This is a genomic window from Cellulosimicrobium sp. NPDC030954, assembly GCF_055571305.1.
Genome location: NZ_JBVIFN010000007.1, coordinates 212,807 through 228,579 on the forward strand (window position 1 = coordinate 212,807; position 15,773 = coordinate 228,579).

The window sequence follows — 15,773 nt, forward strand, 5'->3', positions numbered from 1 at the left end:
CGCAAGTGGATCTCATCCCACCCGGGTCTCGACCGCCGACGAACGTCGCGACAGAGGCCGGGTCCTGGTCCGGGACGCACCCTTCGGGGGCGTTCCGACGTGGTCGTCGCCCGGTGCGACGTCCCGACCTGATGGCCTCCGCCCTGCGCTCAGGGACGGAGGCCTTCTTCGTCCCGGGTGGTCTACCGACGACTTCCTAGGAGCATCACATCAGCGAGCCTCGCATCAACGATCGGATCCGCGTCCCCGAGGTCCGACTCATCGGTCCCGGCGGGGAGCAGGTCGGCGTCGTCCGCACCGAGGTTGCCCTGAGCCTTGCCCAGGACGCGGACCTCGACCTCGTCGAGGTCGCCCCGGACGCCCGGCCCCCCGTCGCCAAGCTCATGGACTTCGGCAAGTTCAAGTACGAGTCCGACATGAAGGCGCGTGAGGCGCGGCGCAACCAGGCGAACACGGTCCTCAAGGAGATCCGCTTCCGCCTGAAGATCGACCCGCACGACTACGGCACCAAGAAGGGCCACGTCGAGCGCTTCCTCGCCGCCGGCGACAAGGTCAAGGTCATGATCATGTTCCGTGGCCGCGAGCAGTCCCGCCCCGAGATGGGCGTGCGCCTGCTCCAGCGCCTCGCGGACGACGTCGCGGAGCTCGGCTTCGTGGAGTCGATGCCGAAGCAGGACGGCCGCAACATGACCATGGTGCTCGGCCCGGTGAAGAAGAAGGCCGACGCCAAGAGCGAGCAGCGCAAGCGGGCGCAGGAGGCCGAGCCCCGGCTGACGAAGTCCGCCCAGCGTGCCGCGGCGCGCACCGGCGACGGCACGGAGGTCGAGGACCTCGACGCGCCCGAGGCCGTCGAGGTCACCGAGAGCACCGAGGCCCCCGCGGTCGAGGCCGCCCCGGCCCCGGCCGAGGAGGCTGTCCCCGCCGAGGCTCCGGTCGCCGAGGCGCCCGCCCCGAAGGCCGCACCCGCCCCGAAGGCTGCTCCCGCCCCGAAGGCTGCTCCCGCCCCGAAGGCTGCTCCCGCGCCGAAGGCTGCCGCACCGCGATCGGCGCCCGCGCCGCGTCCGGCCGCGGCACCGCGTCCTGCGGCCCGACCGGCCGCGGACTCGAAGCCCGCCGCGCCGCGCCCGGCCGCCCCCCGTCCGGCACCGGCGGCGCCGTCCGCGCCGGCGACCGGTGCCAAGCCGGCGGCCCCCAAGCCTGCCGCGCCCAAGCCGAGCGCTCCGCGCCCGGCGCCCAAGCCGGCACCGCGAGGCAAGGCCGGCTGACGACCGGCAGCACAGACCGACCCTGCTCGGGGTCCGGGCCCACCGGCCAGGACCCGAACACGTCGGCCGCCGCGAGGCGGCTGACCGGACACAAGGAGAGACGGCAGTCATGCCGAAGAACAAGACGCACTCGGGTGCCAAGAAGCGCTTCCGCATCACGGGTACCGGCAAGGTCATGCGCGAGCAGGCCAACGCTCGACACCTGCTCGAGCACAAGGCCACCAAGCGCAAGCGCCGCCTCGCCCAGGACCAGGTGGTCTCGCCCGCCGACGTCAAGACCATCAAGAAGCTGCTCGGCAAGTGACCCGGCAGGTGGCGGGACCCGCCACCGACCGGCTCACCCCTGAGCCCCGAACTGCAAGGAGCATCACGTGGCACGCGTGAAGCGGGCGGTCAACGCCCAGAAGAAGCGCCGTACGACCCTCGAGCGCGCCAGCGGCTACCGCGGCCAGCGCTCGCGCCTCTACCGCAAGGCGAAGGAGCAGGTCACCCACTCCCTCGTCTACTCCTACCGTGACCGCAAGGCGCGCAAGGGCGACTTCCGCAAGCTGTGGATCCAGCGCATCAACGCGGCGTCGCGCGCCCAGGGCCTGACGTACAACCGCCTCATCCAGGGCCTCAAGGCCGCGGGTGTCGAGGTCGACCGTCGCCTGCTCGCCGAGCTCGCGGTCAACGACGTGGCCGCGTTCAACGCGCTCGTCCAGGTCGCGAAGGACGCGCTCCCCGAGGACGTCAACGCGCCGAAGGCCGCAGCCTGACCAGCACCTCACCTGGCCGCCAGCCGGCCCCGGACGCCCGGTCGGCGCCCGGTCCGCTCGACCCCACGCTGACGAACCCTCGCAGCGACCGGGTCAAGGCGGTCCGTGCGCTGGCCGGGCGTCCGGCGCGTTCCCGGCACGGGCAGCTCCTCGTGGAGGGCCCCCAGGGCGTGCGCGAGGCCGTGCGGCTCACGCCCGACCGGGTCCGTGACGTGTACGTGACGCCGACGGCGGGCGAGCGGTACGCGGAGATCGTCGGGGACGCCCGCGCGGCCGGGCTGCACGTCCATGTCACGACGGCCGAGGTGCTCACCGCGATGAGCGCCGACGCGCAGGGCGTGCTCGCCGTCGTCCGCGCGCAGGAGCCGACGCTCGCGGACGTCGCCAGCACGCTGGCGACCCCCGGCCGGGAGCGGCCCGCCCTCGTCGCGGTGCTCGCGACGGTCCGCGACCCCGGGAACGCGGGGACGGTGATCCGGGCCGCCGACGCGGCGGGCGCGGACGCGGTCGTCCTCGCGGGCGAGAGCGTGGACGTGCACAACCCCAAGGTCGTGCGGTCGACGGCCGGCTCGTTGTTCCACCTGCCCGTGGTGACGGGCGTGGGCCTCGCGGACGCCCTGGCCACGCTGCGCGCCGCCGGGCTCACGGTCCTCGCGGCCGACGGCGCGGGCGACCTGGACCTGGACGACCTGCTCGACCTGGCGGGCACCACGGACGCGGGGACCGGTGCCGACGCGTCGCGACGGGTCGACCTCGCCGCGCCCACGGCCTGGGTCTTCGGGAACGAGGCGTGGGGCCTGCCTGCGGAGGACCGGGCGCTGGCCGACGCCGTCGTGCGCGTGCCGATCCGCGGTCGGGCCGAGTCCCTCAACCTCGCGACTGCCGCGACGGTGTGCCTCTACGCCTCGAGCCGGGCGCACCGACCCGCCCGGGCTCCGGCGCCCTCGGGAGAGGGCGCGTGAGCCTGTTCGCCGCGCTCTACCCGAGCGCACCGGCGCTCGACCACCTGGCGCTCGCGCTCGCGGGCGCGCACGCCCAGGAGTCGCGGCGTCCGGACGGCGCCCCCCTCGTGCGGTGGACCCCACCTGAGCTGTGGCACCTCACCGTCTCGTTCTTCGGGGACGTGCCGGACGGGTCCGTCCCCGACCTCGCCGCGGCGCTCGCCCTGGTCGCGCGCGAGGCGGCGCCGCTGTCCCTGCGGCTGCGCGGTGCGGGGGTCTTCGACCGGCGCGTGCTGTGGGTCGGCGTCGGGGGCGCCGACGCGGACCCGCTCCGCGACCTCAGCGCGGCCGTCGCGGAGGCGGCCGGGGACGCCGGGGTCCGTGTCGACCGGCGTTCGCGGCAGCGCGCCCACCTGACCGTGGCGCGCGCGGCCGCGGGTGCCCGCCAGGCCCGCCGTCGCGCGCGCTCCGGAGGGCGAGCCCTGGGCGGTCACGACGCGCTGACGGCGGGCGACCCGTTGGCGGGGCCCGCCGCCGCGCTGTCCGTCTACGCGGGACCGGACTGGACGGCGAGCGAGCTCCACCTCGTCGAGTCCGCGTCCGGCGACCTGCCGGGGGACACGTCCGGCCGTCGGGTGCACCGCACGGTCGAGGCGCTGCCGCTCGGCGGCGCGTGAGCGCACCGCCGTCGCGGCCGCGGGCCTGTGCCATGATGGCTGTCATGAGCAAGCACGGTGGTCGCCGATTTCCCGGGCCCGTCACGGGCCCGCGCGGCTGACGCGTGCACCCCTCCCGCCTGCGGCGGGACGGACCGGGCCCGGACGGGCGCCCTAGAATGACCGCGACGCGCGCACGAGCGCGCGCCCGCGCGCGCCCCGTGCGCCGCGCCCCGCGGGACGACCCCAGAGCAGACGCCTGCCCGGGCCGCCGCCCGCTCCCGCAGTCCCGCCCTCGCCAGGAAGGCACGCATGTCCAGCCCTGACGCCGACGTCGTCACCCCCGTCACGGGGGACGGCGGCCCGGACACCCCGACCGCTCCCTCCCCGCTCGACGCCGACGCGCTCCAGCGCGCGCTCGACGCCGCCCTCGCCGCGATCGCCGGGGCCGGCGACCTCGACGCGCTCAAGCTCGTGCGCACCGAGCACACGGGCGACCGCAGCGCGCTCGCGCTCGCGAACCGCCAGATCGGCTCGCTCGCGCCCGCGGACAAGAAGACCGCCGGCAAGCTCCTCGGGCCGCTCCGCGGCCGCGTGAACCAGGCGCTCGCCGCGCGCCAGGCCGAGCTCGAGGCCGAGCGCGACGAGCGCGTGCTCGTCGAGGAGGCGGTGGACGTCACGCTCCCGGTCGACCGCGTGCCCGCCGGCGCGCGGCACCCCCTGGAGACGCTGCAGGAGCGCGTCGCCGACTTCTTCGTCGGGCTCGGCTGGGAGATCGCCGAGGGGCCCGAGGTCGAGGCCGAGTGGTTCAACTTCGACGCCCTGAACTTCGGTGTCGACCACCCGGCGCGGCAGATGCAGGACACGTTCTACGTGGCCGGTGCTGACGGCCCCGGAGACGGCGCCGCGGCCCCGTCGAACCTCGTGCTGCGCACGCACACGTCGCCCGTCCAGGCGCGCTCGCTGCTCGAGCGCGGCGTGCCGCTGTACGTCGCGTGCCCGGGCAAGACGTTCCGCACCGACGCGCTCGACGCGACCCACACGCCCGTCTTCCACCAGGTCGAGGGCCTGGCGATCGACGAGGGCCTGACCATGGCGAACCTCCTCGGCACGCTCGACGCGTTCGCCCGGGCGATGTTCGGTCCCGAGGCGCGCACGCGCCTGCGGCCGAGCTACTTCCCGTTCACCGAGCCGAGCGCCGAGATGGACCTGTGGTTCCCGCAGAAGAAGGGCGGGCCCGGCTGGATCGAGTGGGGCGGCTGCGGCATGGTCAACCCGAACGTGCTGCGGTCCGTCGGGGTCGACCCCGACGTGTACTCGGGCTTCGCGTTCGGCATGGGCATCGAGCGCACGCTCATGCTGCGCCACGGGATCGCGGACATGCACGACATGGTGGAGGGCGACGTGCGCTTCTCCGCCCAGTTCGGAACGGAGATCTGATGCCCTACGTCGCCATCGACTGGCTGGGCGACCACGTCGAGCTGCCCGAGGGGCTCACCGCCGAGCGGCTCGCCGCCGACCTCGTCCGCGTCGGCCTGGAGGAGGAGGCGATCCACGGCGCGGCCGTGACGGGCCCCCTCGTCGTCGGGCGCGTCCTGGAGATGACGCCCGAGCCGCAGAAGAACGGCAAGACGATCAACTGGTGCCTGGTCGACGTCGGCCCGGAGCACAACGTCGCCGAGATCAAGGGCGTCGACCCCGCGGACATGCCGGCGGGCGGTGCGCGCGGCATCGTGTGCGGCGCGCACAACTTCGCGCCGGGCGACCTCGTCGTCGTCGCGCTGCCCGGCTCCGTCCTGCCCGGGCCGTTCGCCATCGCGAGCCGCAAGACGTACGGGCACGTGTCCGACGGGATGATCTGCTCGCAGCGCGAGCTCGGGCTCGGCGAGGACCACGACGGCATCATCGTGCTGCCGCGGCTCGGGTACGCGGCCGAGGACCTCACCCCGGGGCAGGACGCGGTCGCGCTGCTCGGGCTCGGCGACGAGGTCCTGGAGATCAACGTGACGCCGGACCGCGGGTACGCGTTCTCCTACCGCGGCGTCGCGCGCGAGTTCTCGCACTCGACGGGTGCGCGCTTCACGGACCCCGGCCTGCCGGGCTCGCTGCCGACCCCGCCCCCCGCCGCGACCCCCGACGGCTTCCCCGTCGAGGTGGACGACGCGGCGCCGGTCCACGGCGTCGTCGGGTGCGACCGGTTCGTCACGCGCGTCGTGCGGGGGCTCGACCCCGCGGCGCAGACGCCTGCGTGGATGCAGCGCCGCCTCACGGCGTCGGGCATGCGGCCCATCTCGCTCGCGGTCGACGTGACGAACTACGTCATGCTCGACCTGGGCCAGCCCCTGCACGCGTACGACCTCGAGCAGGTCGCGGCGCCGATCGTCGTGCGTCGCGCCGCGCCGGGCGAGCGTCTGGTGACCCTCGACGACGCGGACCGGGCGCTCGACCCCGAGGACCTGCTCATCACGGACAGCCCCGGAGACGTGCGCGGCTCGCGCGTGCTCGGGCTCGCCGGGGTCATGGGCGGGGCGTCCTCCGAGGTCGGCCCGACGACGACGGCCGTGCTGGTCGAGGCCGCGCACTTCGACCCGGTGACGGTCGCGCGCACGTCGCGCCGCCACAAGCTGTCGAGCGAGGCGGCCAAGCGGTTCGAGCGCGGCGTCGACCCGCTGCTGCCCGCGGTCGCGGCGCAGCGCGTGGTCGACCTCCTCGTCGAGCTCGGCGGCGGCACGGCCGACCCCGCGGTGAGCGACCTCGACCGGGTCGAGGCTCCGGCCGCGGTCCGGCTGCCCGTCGGCGAGGCCGCGCGCCTCGTCGGCGTGCCGTACACGCTGGAGCAGGTCGTCGGGACGCTCGGCGCGATCGGGTGCACGGTCGCGGCGGACGACGTGGACGCCACGGGTGTGCTCGTGGTGACCCCGCCGTCGTGGCGGCCCGACCTCACGGAGCCCGCCGAGCTCGTGGAGGAGGTCGCGCGGCTCGTCGGCTACGACGAGATCCCGTCCCTGCTGCCCGCCGCTCCCGGCGGTCGCGGGCTCACGCGCGAGCAGCGCGTGCGCCGGTCGGTCGCCCGGGCGCTCGCGGAGGACGGGTTCGTCGAGACGCTGAGCTACCCGTTCGTCGGGGACGCGGAGCTGGACGCGCTGCGCCTGCCCGCGGACGACGAGCGCCGCCGGGCGCTGCGCCTGCTCAACCCGCTCGCCGACGACCGGCCGCTGATGCGCACGGACCTCCTGAGCACGCTGCTCGAGACGGCGCGCCGCAACGTCGGGCGCGGGCTGGGCGACGTCGCGCTGTTCGAGGTCGGTCTCGTGACGCACCCGCGCGCGGGTGCCCCGGCGGCGCCCGCGCTGCCGGGCGGCGTCCGGCCGTCCGACGACCAGCTCGCCGCGATCGACGCGTCGCTCCCGGCGCAGCCGCGCCACGTGGCGGGCGTCCTCGTCGGTCGCCGCGTGCGTGCCGGCTGGTGGGGAGCGGGCCGTGCCGCGGACTGGACCGACGCGCTCGCGGCGGCCCGGCTCGTGGTGGAGCGTGCCGGCCTCCACGTGGGTGCCGACGTGTCCGTCGTGGCCGACACGGCGCGCGCCCCGTTCCACCCGGGCCGCTGCGCGTGCCTGGAGCTCGCGGACGGGACCGTGGTCGGGCACGCGGGCGAGCTGCACCCCAAGGTGCTGGAGAACCTCGGCCTGCCCGCGCGCACGGTGGCGTTCGAGGTCGACCTGTCCGCGGTCGTCGCCGCCTCGTCGGACGAGCCCGTGCAGGCGACGCCCGTCTCGGGCTTCCCGGCCGCCAAGGAGGACCTCGCGTTCGTGGTGGACGCCGGCGTGACCGCGCAGGCGCTGCGCGACGCGATCGTCGACGGTGCCGGGGAGCTGGTCGAGGACGTCGCGCTGTTCGACGTCTTCACCGGCGAGCAGGTCGGCGCCGGGCGCAAGTCGCTGGCGTTCTCGCTGCGACTGCGCGCCGCCGACCGCACGCTGACGGCGGACGACGTCGCGCGCGTCCGCGAGGGTGCCGTGACGGCCGCGCGCGAGCGCGTGGGCGCGGAGCTGCGGGCGTGAGCGCGGGCGCGGCCGGCCCGGTGGGTGCGGCGGGTACCGTCGCGCCCGCCCGGACGGCGCTCGTCACCGGCGCGTCGCGCGGCATCGGCCGCGCGATCGCCGTCGGCCTCGCCGCGGCCGGTCTCGACGTCGCGCTCCTCGCGCGCGACGCCGCCCGGCTCGCGGGCGTGGCCGACGAGATCGGCGCCCTGACCGTCAGCGGTGCGGGGCGCGCGGTCGTGGTCACGGCCGACGTCACGGACGCCGCCGCGGTCACGGCCGCCGTCGGCGCCGCGCAGGACGCGCTGGGGAGCGTCGACCTGCTCGTCAACAACGCGGGGCGCGTCGACGCCGAGGTGCCGCTCTGGGAGGCGGACCCCGACGAGTGGTGGGCGATCGTCGAGACCAACGTGCGCGGGCCGTTCCTCCTCGCGCACGCCGTCGTCCCCGGCATGCTCGCGCGCGGCGGGGGACGCGTCGTCGACCTCAACAGCGGCGCGGGCTCGCACGACATGGACGGCGCGAGCGCGTACAACGCGAGCAAGACGGCGCTCCTGCGGCTCGGTGCGAACCTGCACCGCTCCGGGTTCGCGCGCGGGCTGCGGACCTTCGAGGTCGCGCCCGGCGTCGTCCAGACCGACATGACGGCGTCGATGGTCATGCACGAGGGTCGCACCGAGTGGACCCCGGTGGAGCGCACGGTCGAGATGGTCGTCGCGATCGCGCGCGGCGAGCTCGACGCGTTCTCGGGAGCGTTCGTGCGCGTGACGCACGACTCCCCGGAGTCGTTGCGCGCCGCGGCCGAGGAGGCCCTCGGCCGCGGGGACGTCCTGCCCGGCCCCGACGCGCGGCGCCTGCGCGTCACGCGCTGGGGCGCGGACGACCCGATGCCGGGAGAGCTCCCGGCCCGCTGACCTCCCACCGGCACGGACGCGACGACCCGCCGCGTCACGGACCCGTCGCACGCCCGACCCGCAGCGCCGCCCGACCCCTCCGGCCGGGCGGCGCTCGTGCGTCCGCGGGTGGCGCGTGCGAGGGGGAGATCACCCGCCATCTGGTTGAAGTTTCACGCACCCATCGGGGATGCTGTGCTGGACACCTGACCAAGTACCGGGCGGACACCGACGTCGCGGCTCGACGACGCCTGGGAGCGACGTATGACGACGGCCCGCCCTGTCCGGCAGTGGAACGGCCTCACCGTTCCCGAGGCCGGCACCTACGCGCTGGACGAGGCGCACAAGCGCATCGGGTTCACCGGGATGCACATGATGGTGTCGCCCGTCCGGGGCGAGTTCACCCGGGCGCGCGCGACCGTCCTGGTCGGCGAGGACCCGCTCGCCTCGGCGGTCTCCGCGACGATCGAGACCGCGAGCCTCACGACGCACCACGAGGAGCGCGACGCGCACCTGCGCAGCCCCGACTTCCTCGACGTCGACGCCTACCCGACGATCGAGTTCCGTAGCACCTCGGTCTGCTGGCAGGGCGAGCAGCAGGACCAGATCCTCGCGTGGGCGCGTCTGCGGAACCGCTCGCCCGAGCGCGCCGAGCTCGCGCCCGAGCGGGTGCAACCCCGGACGGCGCAGGCCGGGCGGTTCCTCGTCGAGGGGCTGCTCACGGTCCGGGGCGTCACGCACCGGACCGTGCTGTCGATGCAGTACGGGGGCGCGCGCCGCGACCCCTACGGCCGCGACATCTTCGGCTTCCACGCCGCGGCCGAGATCGACCGCGAGAGCTTCGGCCTGGTCTGGAACGTGCTGCTCGAGACCGGCGGGTTCCTCGTCGGCAAGAAGATCGGCCTCGAGATCGCGGGGGAGGCGATCCACCAGGCCTGACGCGGTGCGTCGCGTCCGCCGGTCCCCGTGAGACCGGGGGAGGTCGTCCGGCGCGCGGGACGTAGCATGGCGAGCGACACGGGGTGCCCCGACGCGGGGCTGAGATGAGACCCGTCGAACCTGCTCTGGCTCGTACCAGCGAAGGGATGTCCGGCGATGACGCTCGCCCTGCCCCAGCACGACCCCGCACCCCGGCGCGACAGCGCCCGTCGGCCCGCGGGCGGCCGCTCACCCGGCCCGGACGGCGGCCCTGGCGCGCGGCCCTCGCGTCCGCGCGTCCTGTCGATCGCGGGGACCGACCCGACCGGGGGCGCGGGCATCCAGGCGGACCTCAAGTCCTTCGCCGCGCACGGCGCGTACGGCATGGCCGTGACGACGGCGCTCGTCGCGCAGAACACGCACGGCGTCCGCTCCGTGCACGTCCCCGGGCCCGCCTTCCTGCGCGAGCAGCTCGACGCCGTGTCCGACGACGTCGAGATCGACGCCGTGAAGATCGGCATGGTGGCCGACGAGGCCAACGCCCGCGAGATCGGGGCGTGGCTCGACGTGCTCGCGGCCGCGCGGACCGACGCCGGGCTCCAGCGACCCTGGGTCGTCCTCGACCCCGTCATGGTCGCCACGTCGGGGCACCGGCTGCTCGACGCGGGCGCGGAGCAGGCGGTGCGCGACCTCGCGGCCCGGGCCGACGTCGTCACCCCCAACCTGCCCGAGCTGGCCGTCCTCGCGGGCCGCGACGTCGCCACGACCTGGGACGACGCGCTGGCCCAGGCCGCGTCGTACGCGGCGACGAGCGGCGCCGTCGTGCTGCTCAAGGGCGGGCACCTCACCGGCGAGACGTCGCCGGACGCCCTCGTCGTGCCGGCCGCGGTCCCCGGTGCCTCACCCGCGGTCACCACGTTCGACGCGCCCCGCGTCGACACCCCGCACACCCACGGCACGGGGTGCTCGCTCTCCGCGGCGCTCGCGGCCCTGCGCCCGCAGCGCGAGGGCTGGGCGGCGGCCGCGCGCGACGCGAAGGAGTGGCTCACCGGCGCGCTGCGGTCGGGTGCCGCGCTGCAGGTCGGGACGGGCCGGGGCCCGGTCGACCACCTGCACGCCACGTCGCCCGTCGCGCCCGGCTGACCGCGCGGAACGGGTCAGGCGCTCGTCGTCGGCTGCGCGACGGCGCAGTCGTAGCCGGGCGGCCACCAGCGCCAGGTCGCCACGACGTCCTGCGCCGCGACGCCCGCGGGGCGGTCGGCGACGCACGCGTCCGCCTGCTGGCGCAGCCCGACCGTCACCCAGTACACGGCGAGCGCCGCGGCGAGCAGGACGGCGAGGACCGTCACGGCGGGGCGCAGGGCAGGGGAGGGCCCGCCGTCGGACCCGTCCTCCTCGCCAGGCCGCGCGGGCACCCAGTCCCAGCTCACGCGGTGCCCGAGCTCGTGGCCTGCGCCGCTGCGTCGGGGACGAGCAGGACCTTGCCCGTGGTCGCGCGGCCCTCCAGCGCCCGGTGGGCGTCGGCGGCGTCGGCGAGCGGGAACGTGGCGCCGACGCGCACGTGCAGCGTCCCGCCCGCGACCGCGCCGAGGACCTCCGTCGCGCGCTCGACGAGCTCCGCGCGCGTCGCCGTGTGGTCGGCGAGCTTGGGCCGCGTGAGGAAGAGCGACCCGCCTGCGTTGAGCCGCTGCGGGTCGAACGGCGGGACCTGCCCGGACGAGCCGCCGTACAGCACGAGCGTGCCCCGACGGCGCAGCGACGCGAGCGACGCGTCGAACGTGTCCTTGCCCACCGAGTCGTACACCGCCGCGACGCCCTCGCCGCCCGTGAGCCCGCGCACGACCTCCGGCAGCTCCGCGGTGAGGTCCGCGAACGCCGTGTACTGGATCGCGTGCTCGGCGCCCGCGCCGCGGGACAGATCGGCCTTCTCGGGCGTCGAGACCGTCGAGATCACGTGCGCGCCCCGCGCCACGAGCATCTGCGTCAGGAGCAGCCCGACGCCGCCCGCGCCCGCGTGCACGAGCACCCGGTCGCCCGGGCGGACCGGGTAGGACGAGGTGCACAGGTAGTGCGCGGTGAGGCCCTGGAGCGCGACGGCGGTCGCGTCCTCGAGCGACACGGCGTCGGGGACGTGCAGCGCCTGGGCGGCGTCCACGACGACGAGGTCCGCGTACGACCCGGGCGCCTCGGTCCACACGACGCGGTCGCCGACGGTGAAGCCCTCGACGCCGTCGCCCACCTCGGCGACCACGCCCGCGCCCTCGCTGCCGACCACGTGCGGGTACTCCGTCGCGTACACGCCCGAGCGCTTGTACGTGTCGATGAAGTTCACGCCCGCGACGGCGGACCGGACGAGGAGCTGGCCGGGGCCCGGCGAGGGGTCGGGCAGCTCGGTGTGGTCGAGGACCTCGGGGCCGCCCGCCGCGCGGGCCACGATCGCGTGCATGGCCCCAGCCTAGGGTCGGCCGGCGCCCCCGGCCGCCCCGACCACGACGGTGGACGACACCGCCGCGGCGCCGCCGGGGTCGTCCCCGACCAGGCGGGGCGGGCGGGTGTGCCCGGCCGTCGCGTGCCACCGCCCGAACCGGCGCTCGACGCGCACCGGGTGGTCGAAGCAGCGCGTGACGTGCTCCGTGACGAGCACGTCCTCGGCGGCTCCCGCGACGACGACGCGGCCGTGCGCGAGCAGGAGCGCGTGGCTCGTCGTGGTGGGCAGCTCCTCGAGGTGGTGCGTCACCAGCACCGAGGCGACGTGCGGGCGGGTCGCGCGCACGGCGTCGAGCGTCTCGAGGAGCTGCTCGCGCGCGGCGACGTCGAGCCCGGTCGACGGCTCGTCGAGCAGCAGGAGGGCGGGGTCGGGCAGGAGCGCGCGCGCCACGAGAGCCCGCCCGCGCTCGCCCTGGGAGAGCGTCGGCCAGGGGTCGTGCGCGCGGTGCGCGAGGCCGAGGTCGGCGACCAGTCCCCGGGCGAGGGTGACCTCGTCCGGGGTCGGCTGCCAGCGGGGACGCCAGTCGACGGTCCCCGTGAGGCCGGTCAGGGTCACCTCGAGCACGGTCAGCGGCGAGCGCAGGTCGTGACGCGGGTCGACGTGGCCGATGCGGCGGTGCAGGGTCTGGATGTCCACGCGGCCCAGGCGCTCGCCGAGCACGTGGACCGTGCCCCGGGTCGGGTGGCGGCGCGCCCCGCAGAGCCCGAGGATCGTGCTCTTGCCCGCGCCGTTCGGTCCGAGCAGCGCCCAGTGCTCGCCCGCCCGGACGACGAGGTCGACGCCGCCGAGGATCGCCCGCCCCTCCCGCACCAGGTCGACGCCGCGCAGGGACAGGACCTCGGCGCTCACCGCTCGCCGCCCGTCGCACCGGGGCCGCGCCCGGCGACCTTCGCGTGGACGGCTGCGAGGTGCTCGCGCGCGGCCGCGGACGCGCGGACGGCGTCGCGGTCGCGCACCGCGTCGAGGATCGCCTCGTGCGCGTCCTGGTCGTGCCGGTGCGCCTCGCCCGCGCGGTCGAGGTCGACCATCACGACCATCGCGCGGCGCAGGCGCGGGACGAAGGTCGCGAACAGCTCGCCGAGCACCGCGTTGTGCGCGGCGTCGACGACCGCCCGGTGGAAGACGAGGTCCGCGTCCACGTACTCGGCGGCCGACGACGTCGCCGGGACCTGCCCGCGGCGGGAGAGCGCCGTCGTCATCGCACGGAGGTCCGCGGGGGTGCGGCGCGCGGCGGCGAGGCCGGCAGCCTCGGTCTCGAGGGCAGCGCGGACCTCCAGCACGTCGATGATCTCCCCGCGGCGCAGCACCTCGTCCCAGTCGTCCGCGGTGTCGGTCGACACGACGTACACGCCCGACCCCTGCCGGCTGTCGAGCACGCCGCGCCCCGCGAGCTGGCGGATCGCCTCGCGGACGGTGGAGCGTCCGACGCCGAGCTCGGTCGCGAGCGCCTGCTCGCCGGGGAGCCGGTGGTCGAGGGGCCAGACGCCGGACCGCACGCGGTCGAGCAGGAGCTCGGCCGCCTGGTCCGCGAGGGGGCGCCGGTGCAGCGCGGTCATGGATCACCTCTCAGGTTGTCTGAGGACTTGTCGCGCGCTAGCGTACCCGTCATGTCCTGGACGGCGCTCCTCCTTCGGCGCCACGGCGGGGTCTGACCGGACCGGCTCCCCGCCGTGGGGAACCGTCGCGCGCCGGTCGCCCACCGCCCCGCTCCCGCGGGGCGCGACCCGAAGGACAGCCAGACCATGACCGCTCTCACTTCCACGCGCACCCCCGGCACCTCGACCGGCGGCAGCGCGGCCCCGTCCGCGTCCCCCTGGAACCGCCAGCGACCCTCGCGCATGCCGTCGTCCCGCTACACCGACGTCCACGCGCGGGTCGAGGTGCCGGAGCTGCCCGACCGTCGGTGGCCCTCGCGCCGCCTCACCCAGGCGCCGCTGTGGGTCCCCGTCGACCTGCGCGACGGCAACCAGGCGCTCGCGGAACCGATGGACCCGGCGCGCAAGCGCCGCTTCTTCGAGCTGCTCGTCGCCATGGGCTACACCGAGATCGAGGTGGGCTACCCGTCGGCGTCGCAGACCGACTTCGACTTCGTGCGCCTGCTCGCCGAGACCGACTTCGCGCCCGAGCACGTCACGGTCGTCGTGTTCACCGCCGCGCGGGCGGACCTGATCGCGCGCACGTTCGAGGCCGTCCGGGGCCTGCGCAACCCCGTCGTCGTCCACGTCTACACCGCGACGGCGCCCGTCTGGCGCGACGTCGTCCTCGGCCGCGACCGCGAGGACCTCGCGCGTCTCGTCACCGACGCCGGGACCGACGTGCTGCGGCACGCAGGCGACGACCCGCGCGTCCGCTTCGAGTTCTCGCCCGAGGTCTTCAACCTCACCGAGCCCGACTACGTGCTCGACGTGTGCGACCGCATGACGACGCTCTGGGACGCGACGCCCGAACGGCCGGTGATCCTCAACCTGCCCGCCACGGTCGAGGTCGCGACGCCCAACGTCTACGCCGACCAGATCGAGTACATGGACCGGAACCTCGCACGGCGCGATGGCGTCATCCTCTCGGTCCACCCGCACAACGACCGCGGCACCGGCGTCGCGTGCGCCGAGCTCGCCGTCCTCGCCGGCGCGCAGCGCGTCGAGGGGTGCCTCTTCGGCAACGGCGAGCGCACCGGGAACGTCGACCTCGTCACGCTCGGCCTCAACCTGCACGCGCAGGGCGTCGACCCGATGGTCGACTTCTCCGACCTCGACGGGATCCGGGACGTCGTCGTCGCGTGCAACCGGATCGACGTGCACCCGCGCCACCCCTACGTGGGCGAGCTGGTCCACACCGCCTACTCCGGCACGCACCAGGACGCGATCCGCAAGGGCATGGCCCGGCACCGGGCCGACGCCGCGGCGTCGGGCCTCGATCCCGCGCAGGCGCCGTGGCGCGTGCCCTACCTGCCCGTCGACCCCGCCGACCTCGGGCGGACGTACGAGGCCCTCGTCCGCGTGAGCAGCCAGTCCGGCAAGGGCGGCGTCGCGTACGTGCTGCACTCCGTCCACGGCCTCGAGCTGCCCCGCGGCCTCCAGGTCGACCTCGCGCGCCGCGTCCAGGAGCACGCCGACACCACCGGCACCGAGGTGACGCCCGACGCGCTCCTCGCGCTGTTCGACGACGTCTATGCCGGTCCCGGAGCCGTCGAGCCCGTCTCCTGGACGAGCCACCGCACCGACCACGGGACCGAGCGCCTCGACCTCGTGCTCACCGTCGACGGCGCGCAGGTCACCACCTCCGGGACCGGTGCCGGTGCGGTCGACGCCCTCGTCGACGCGCTCGCCCGCCTCGGCCGGCCCGTCGAGATCCTCTCGCTCGCCCAGCAGTCCGTCGGCCAGGGCAGCGACGCGACCGCCGTGACCTACCTCGAGCACCGCGGCCCCGACGGCGCCCCGCGCTGGACCGTGGGCCGCGACACCTCCGTCCTCGGCGCGAGCGTCCGCGCGGTCTGCGCGGCGACAGCCTGAGCTCGTCAGCCCCGCGGCCCCCGCTCGAGCCGTACACGTGGTGATGAGACGCGAGAAATGGCCCCGAGGACGAGGCTCCGATGGGCCACTTCTCGCATCTCGGCCGGGGACCACCCGCCACGCGGGCGGTACGACATCCCACGCCCGGACTGGGCGTGACGGCCGGACCGGGGGCTGCGGGTCGTGCGGTGACGGGCAGGACGAGCGGTGGGGTCGGACCGTGTGCGCAGGACGTCAGAGGCGCACTCCGAGAACCCCCGCACGACAGACCAGGGTGACGGTGCGCCAGTCCCAGCACACGGTCC

General features: G+C 75.8%; 15 protein-coding genes and 1 riboswitch. Of the genes, 11 read left to right on the forward strand and 4 right to left on the reverse strand.

What is annotated here, in order from left to right:
* Positions 1–260 precede the first annotated feature (260 nt).
* The 10 genes from infC (at position 261) to thiD (ending at position 10,614) form a co-directional block, all read left to right on the forward strand.
* Positions 261–1,265 (forward strand): translation initiation factor IF-3, encoded by a 1,005-nt coding sequence (gene infC, locus ACZ402_RS15225; RefSeq protein WP_375824528.1) that lies wholly within the window; start codon positions 261–263, stop codon positions 1,263–1,265.
* A 109-nt stretch (positions 1,266–1,374) separates the two neighbouring features.
* Complete coding sequence (gene rpmI / locus ACZ402_RS15230) at positions 1,375–1,569, forward strand: 50S ribosomal protein L35 (RefSeq protein WP_047233980.1); 195 nt, start codon at positions 1,375–1,377, stop codon at positions 1,567–1,569.
* Positions 1,570–1,636: 67 nt separating this feature from the next.
* Entirely contained in the window at positions 1,637–2,023 is a 387-nt protein-coding gene (gene rplT / locus ACZ402_RS15235) for a 50S ribosomal protein L20 (RefSeq protein ID WP_024840664.1), read from the forward strand.
* A 68-nt stretch (positions 2,024–2,091) separates the two neighbouring features.
* A complete protein-coding gene (locus tag ACZ402_RS15240; RefSeq protein ID WP_375824529.1) occupies positions 2,092–2,985 on the forward strand; it encodes a TrmH family RNA methyltransferase in 894 nt (297 codons plus the stop codon).
* Complete coding sequence (gene thpR / locus ACZ402_RS15245; protein ID WP_375824502.1) at positions 2,982–3,641, forward strand: RNA 2',3'-cyclic phosphodiesterase; 660 nt, start codon at positions 2,982–2,984, stop codon at positions 3,639–3,641. Before ACZ402_RS15240 ends, thpR begins: the two co-directional genes overlap by 4 nt.
* 291 nt (positions 3,642–3,932) lie before the next feature.
* On the forward strand, positions 3,933–5,060 hold the full coding sequence (gene pheS / locus ACZ402_RS15250) for a phenylalanine--tRNA ligase subunit alpha (RefSeq protein ID WP_375824504.1): 1,128 nt from the start codon (positions 3,933–3,935) through the stop codon (positions 5,058–5,060).
* Positions 5,060–7,681 carry a phenylalanine--tRNA ligase subunit beta gene (pheT, locus tag ACZ402_RS15255; RefSeq protein ID WP_375824505.1) on the forward strand — a complete coding sequence of 874 codons (2,622 nt, stop codon included), beginning with the start codon at positions 5,060–5,062 and terminating at the stop codon, positions 7,679–7,681. Before pheS ends, pheT begins: the two co-directional genes overlap by 1 nt.
* Positions 7,678–8,574 (forward strand): SDR family oxidoreductase, encoded by an 897-nt coding sequence (locus ACZ402_RS15260; protein ID WP_375824506.1) that lies wholly within the window; start codon positions 7,678–7,680, stop codon positions 8,572–8,574. The genes pheT and ACZ402_RS15260 overlap by 4 nt, the downstream gene beginning before the upstream one ends.
* A 243-nt stretch (positions 8,575–8,817) precedes the next feature.
* Positions 8,818–9,492 carry a YceI family protein gene (locus ACZ402_RS15265; RefSeq protein WP_375824507.1) on the forward strand — a complete coding sequence of 225 codons (675 nt, stop codon included), beginning with the start codon at positions 8,818–8,820 and terminating at the stop codon, positions 9,490–9,492.
* 69 nt (positions 9,493–9,561) lie between these two features.
* A riboswitch (TPP riboswitch) is annotated at positions 9,562–9,656 on the forward strand.
* Complete coding sequence (gene thiD, locus ACZ402_RS15270; RefSeq protein ID WP_375824508.1) at positions 9,649–10,614, forward strand: bifunctional hydroxymethylpyrimidine kinase/phosphomethylpyrimidine kinase; 966 nt, start codon at positions 9,649–9,651, stop codon at positions 10,612–10,614. Its footprint overlaps the riboswitch before it by 8 nt.
* Before the next feature lie 14 nt (positions 10,615–10,628).
* Here the strand turns inward: thiD and ACZ402_RS15275 are convergent, their stop codons facing one another.
* The 4 genes from ACZ402_RS15275 to ACZ402_RS15290 are packed head-to-tail and all read right to left on the reverse strand — an operon-like array spanning position 10,629 to position 13,515.
* On the reverse strand, positions 10,629–10,901 hold the full coding sequence (locus ACZ402_RS15275) for a hypothetical protein (RefSeq protein WP_375824509.1): 273 nt from the start codon (positions 10,899–10,901) through the stop codon (positions 10,629–10,631).
* Complete coding sequence (locus ACZ402_RS15280) at positions 10,898–11,917, reverse strand: quinone oxidoreductase family protein (RefSeq protein WP_375824510.1); 1,020 nt, start codon at positions 11,915–11,917, stop codon at positions 10,898–10,900. Before ACZ402_RS15280 ends, ACZ402_RS15275 begins: the two co-directional genes overlap by 4 nt.
* A gap of 9 nt (positions 11,918–11,926) precedes the next feature.
* Complete coding sequence (locus ACZ402_RS15285; protein ID WP_375824511.1) at positions 11,927–12,808, reverse strand: ABC transporter ATP-binding protein; 882 nt, start codon at positions 12,806–12,808, stop codon at positions 11,927–11,929.
* Complete coding sequence (locus ACZ402_RS15290; protein ID WP_375824512.1) at positions 12,805–13,515, reverse strand: FadR/GntR family transcriptional regulator; 711 nt, start codon at positions 13,513–13,515, stop codon at positions 12,805–12,807. Before ACZ402_RS15290 ends, ACZ402_RS15285 begins: the two co-directional genes overlap by 4 nt.
* Positions 13,516–13,701: 186 nt before the next feature.
* Between ACZ402_RS15290 and ACZ402_RS15295 the strand changes: the two genes are divergently transcribed.
* Positions 13,702–15,468, forward strand: a complete 1,767-nt coding sequence (locus ACZ402_RS15295) for a 2-isopropylmalate synthase (RefSeq protein WP_375824513.1) — start codon at positions 13,702–13,704, stop codon at positions 15,466–15,468.
* The last annotated feature ends 305 nt before the right edge of the window (positions 15,469–15,773 follow it).

Bases quoted from the DNA above. Each gene is read 5' to 3' on its own strand.
- rpmI (WP_047233980.1), top strand. From the start codon at position 1,375: ATGCCGAAGAACAAGACGCACTCGGGTGCCAAGAAGCGCTTCCGCATC.
- pheS (WP_375824504.1), top strand. From the start codon at position 3,933: ATGTCCAGCCCTGACGCCGACGTCGTCACCCCCGTCACGGGGGACGGC.
- pheT (WP_375824505.1), top strand. From the start codon at position 5,060: ATGCCCTACGTCGCCATCGACTGGCTGGGCGACCACGTCGAGCTGCCC.
- ACZ402_RS15265 (WP_375824507.1), top strand. From the start codon at position 8,818: ATGACGACGGCCCGCCCTGTCCGGCAGTGGAACGGCCTCACCGTTCCC.
- thiD (WP_375824508.1), top strand. From the start codon at position 9,649: ATGACGCTCGCCCTGCCCCAGCACGACCCCGCACCCCGGCGCGACAGC.
- ACZ402_RS15280 (WP_375824510.1), bottom strand. From the start codon at position 11,917: ATGCACGCGATCGTGGCCCGCGCGGCGGGCGGCCCCGAGGTCCTCGAC.
- ACZ402_RS15290 (WP_375824512.1), bottom strand. From the start codon at position 13,515: ATGACCGCGCTGCACCGGCGCCCCCTCGCGGACCAGGCGGCCGAGCTC.
- ACZ402_RS15295 (WP_375824513.1), top strand. From the start codon at position 13,702: ATGACCGCTCTCACTTCCACGCGCACCCCCGGCACCTCGACCGGCGGC.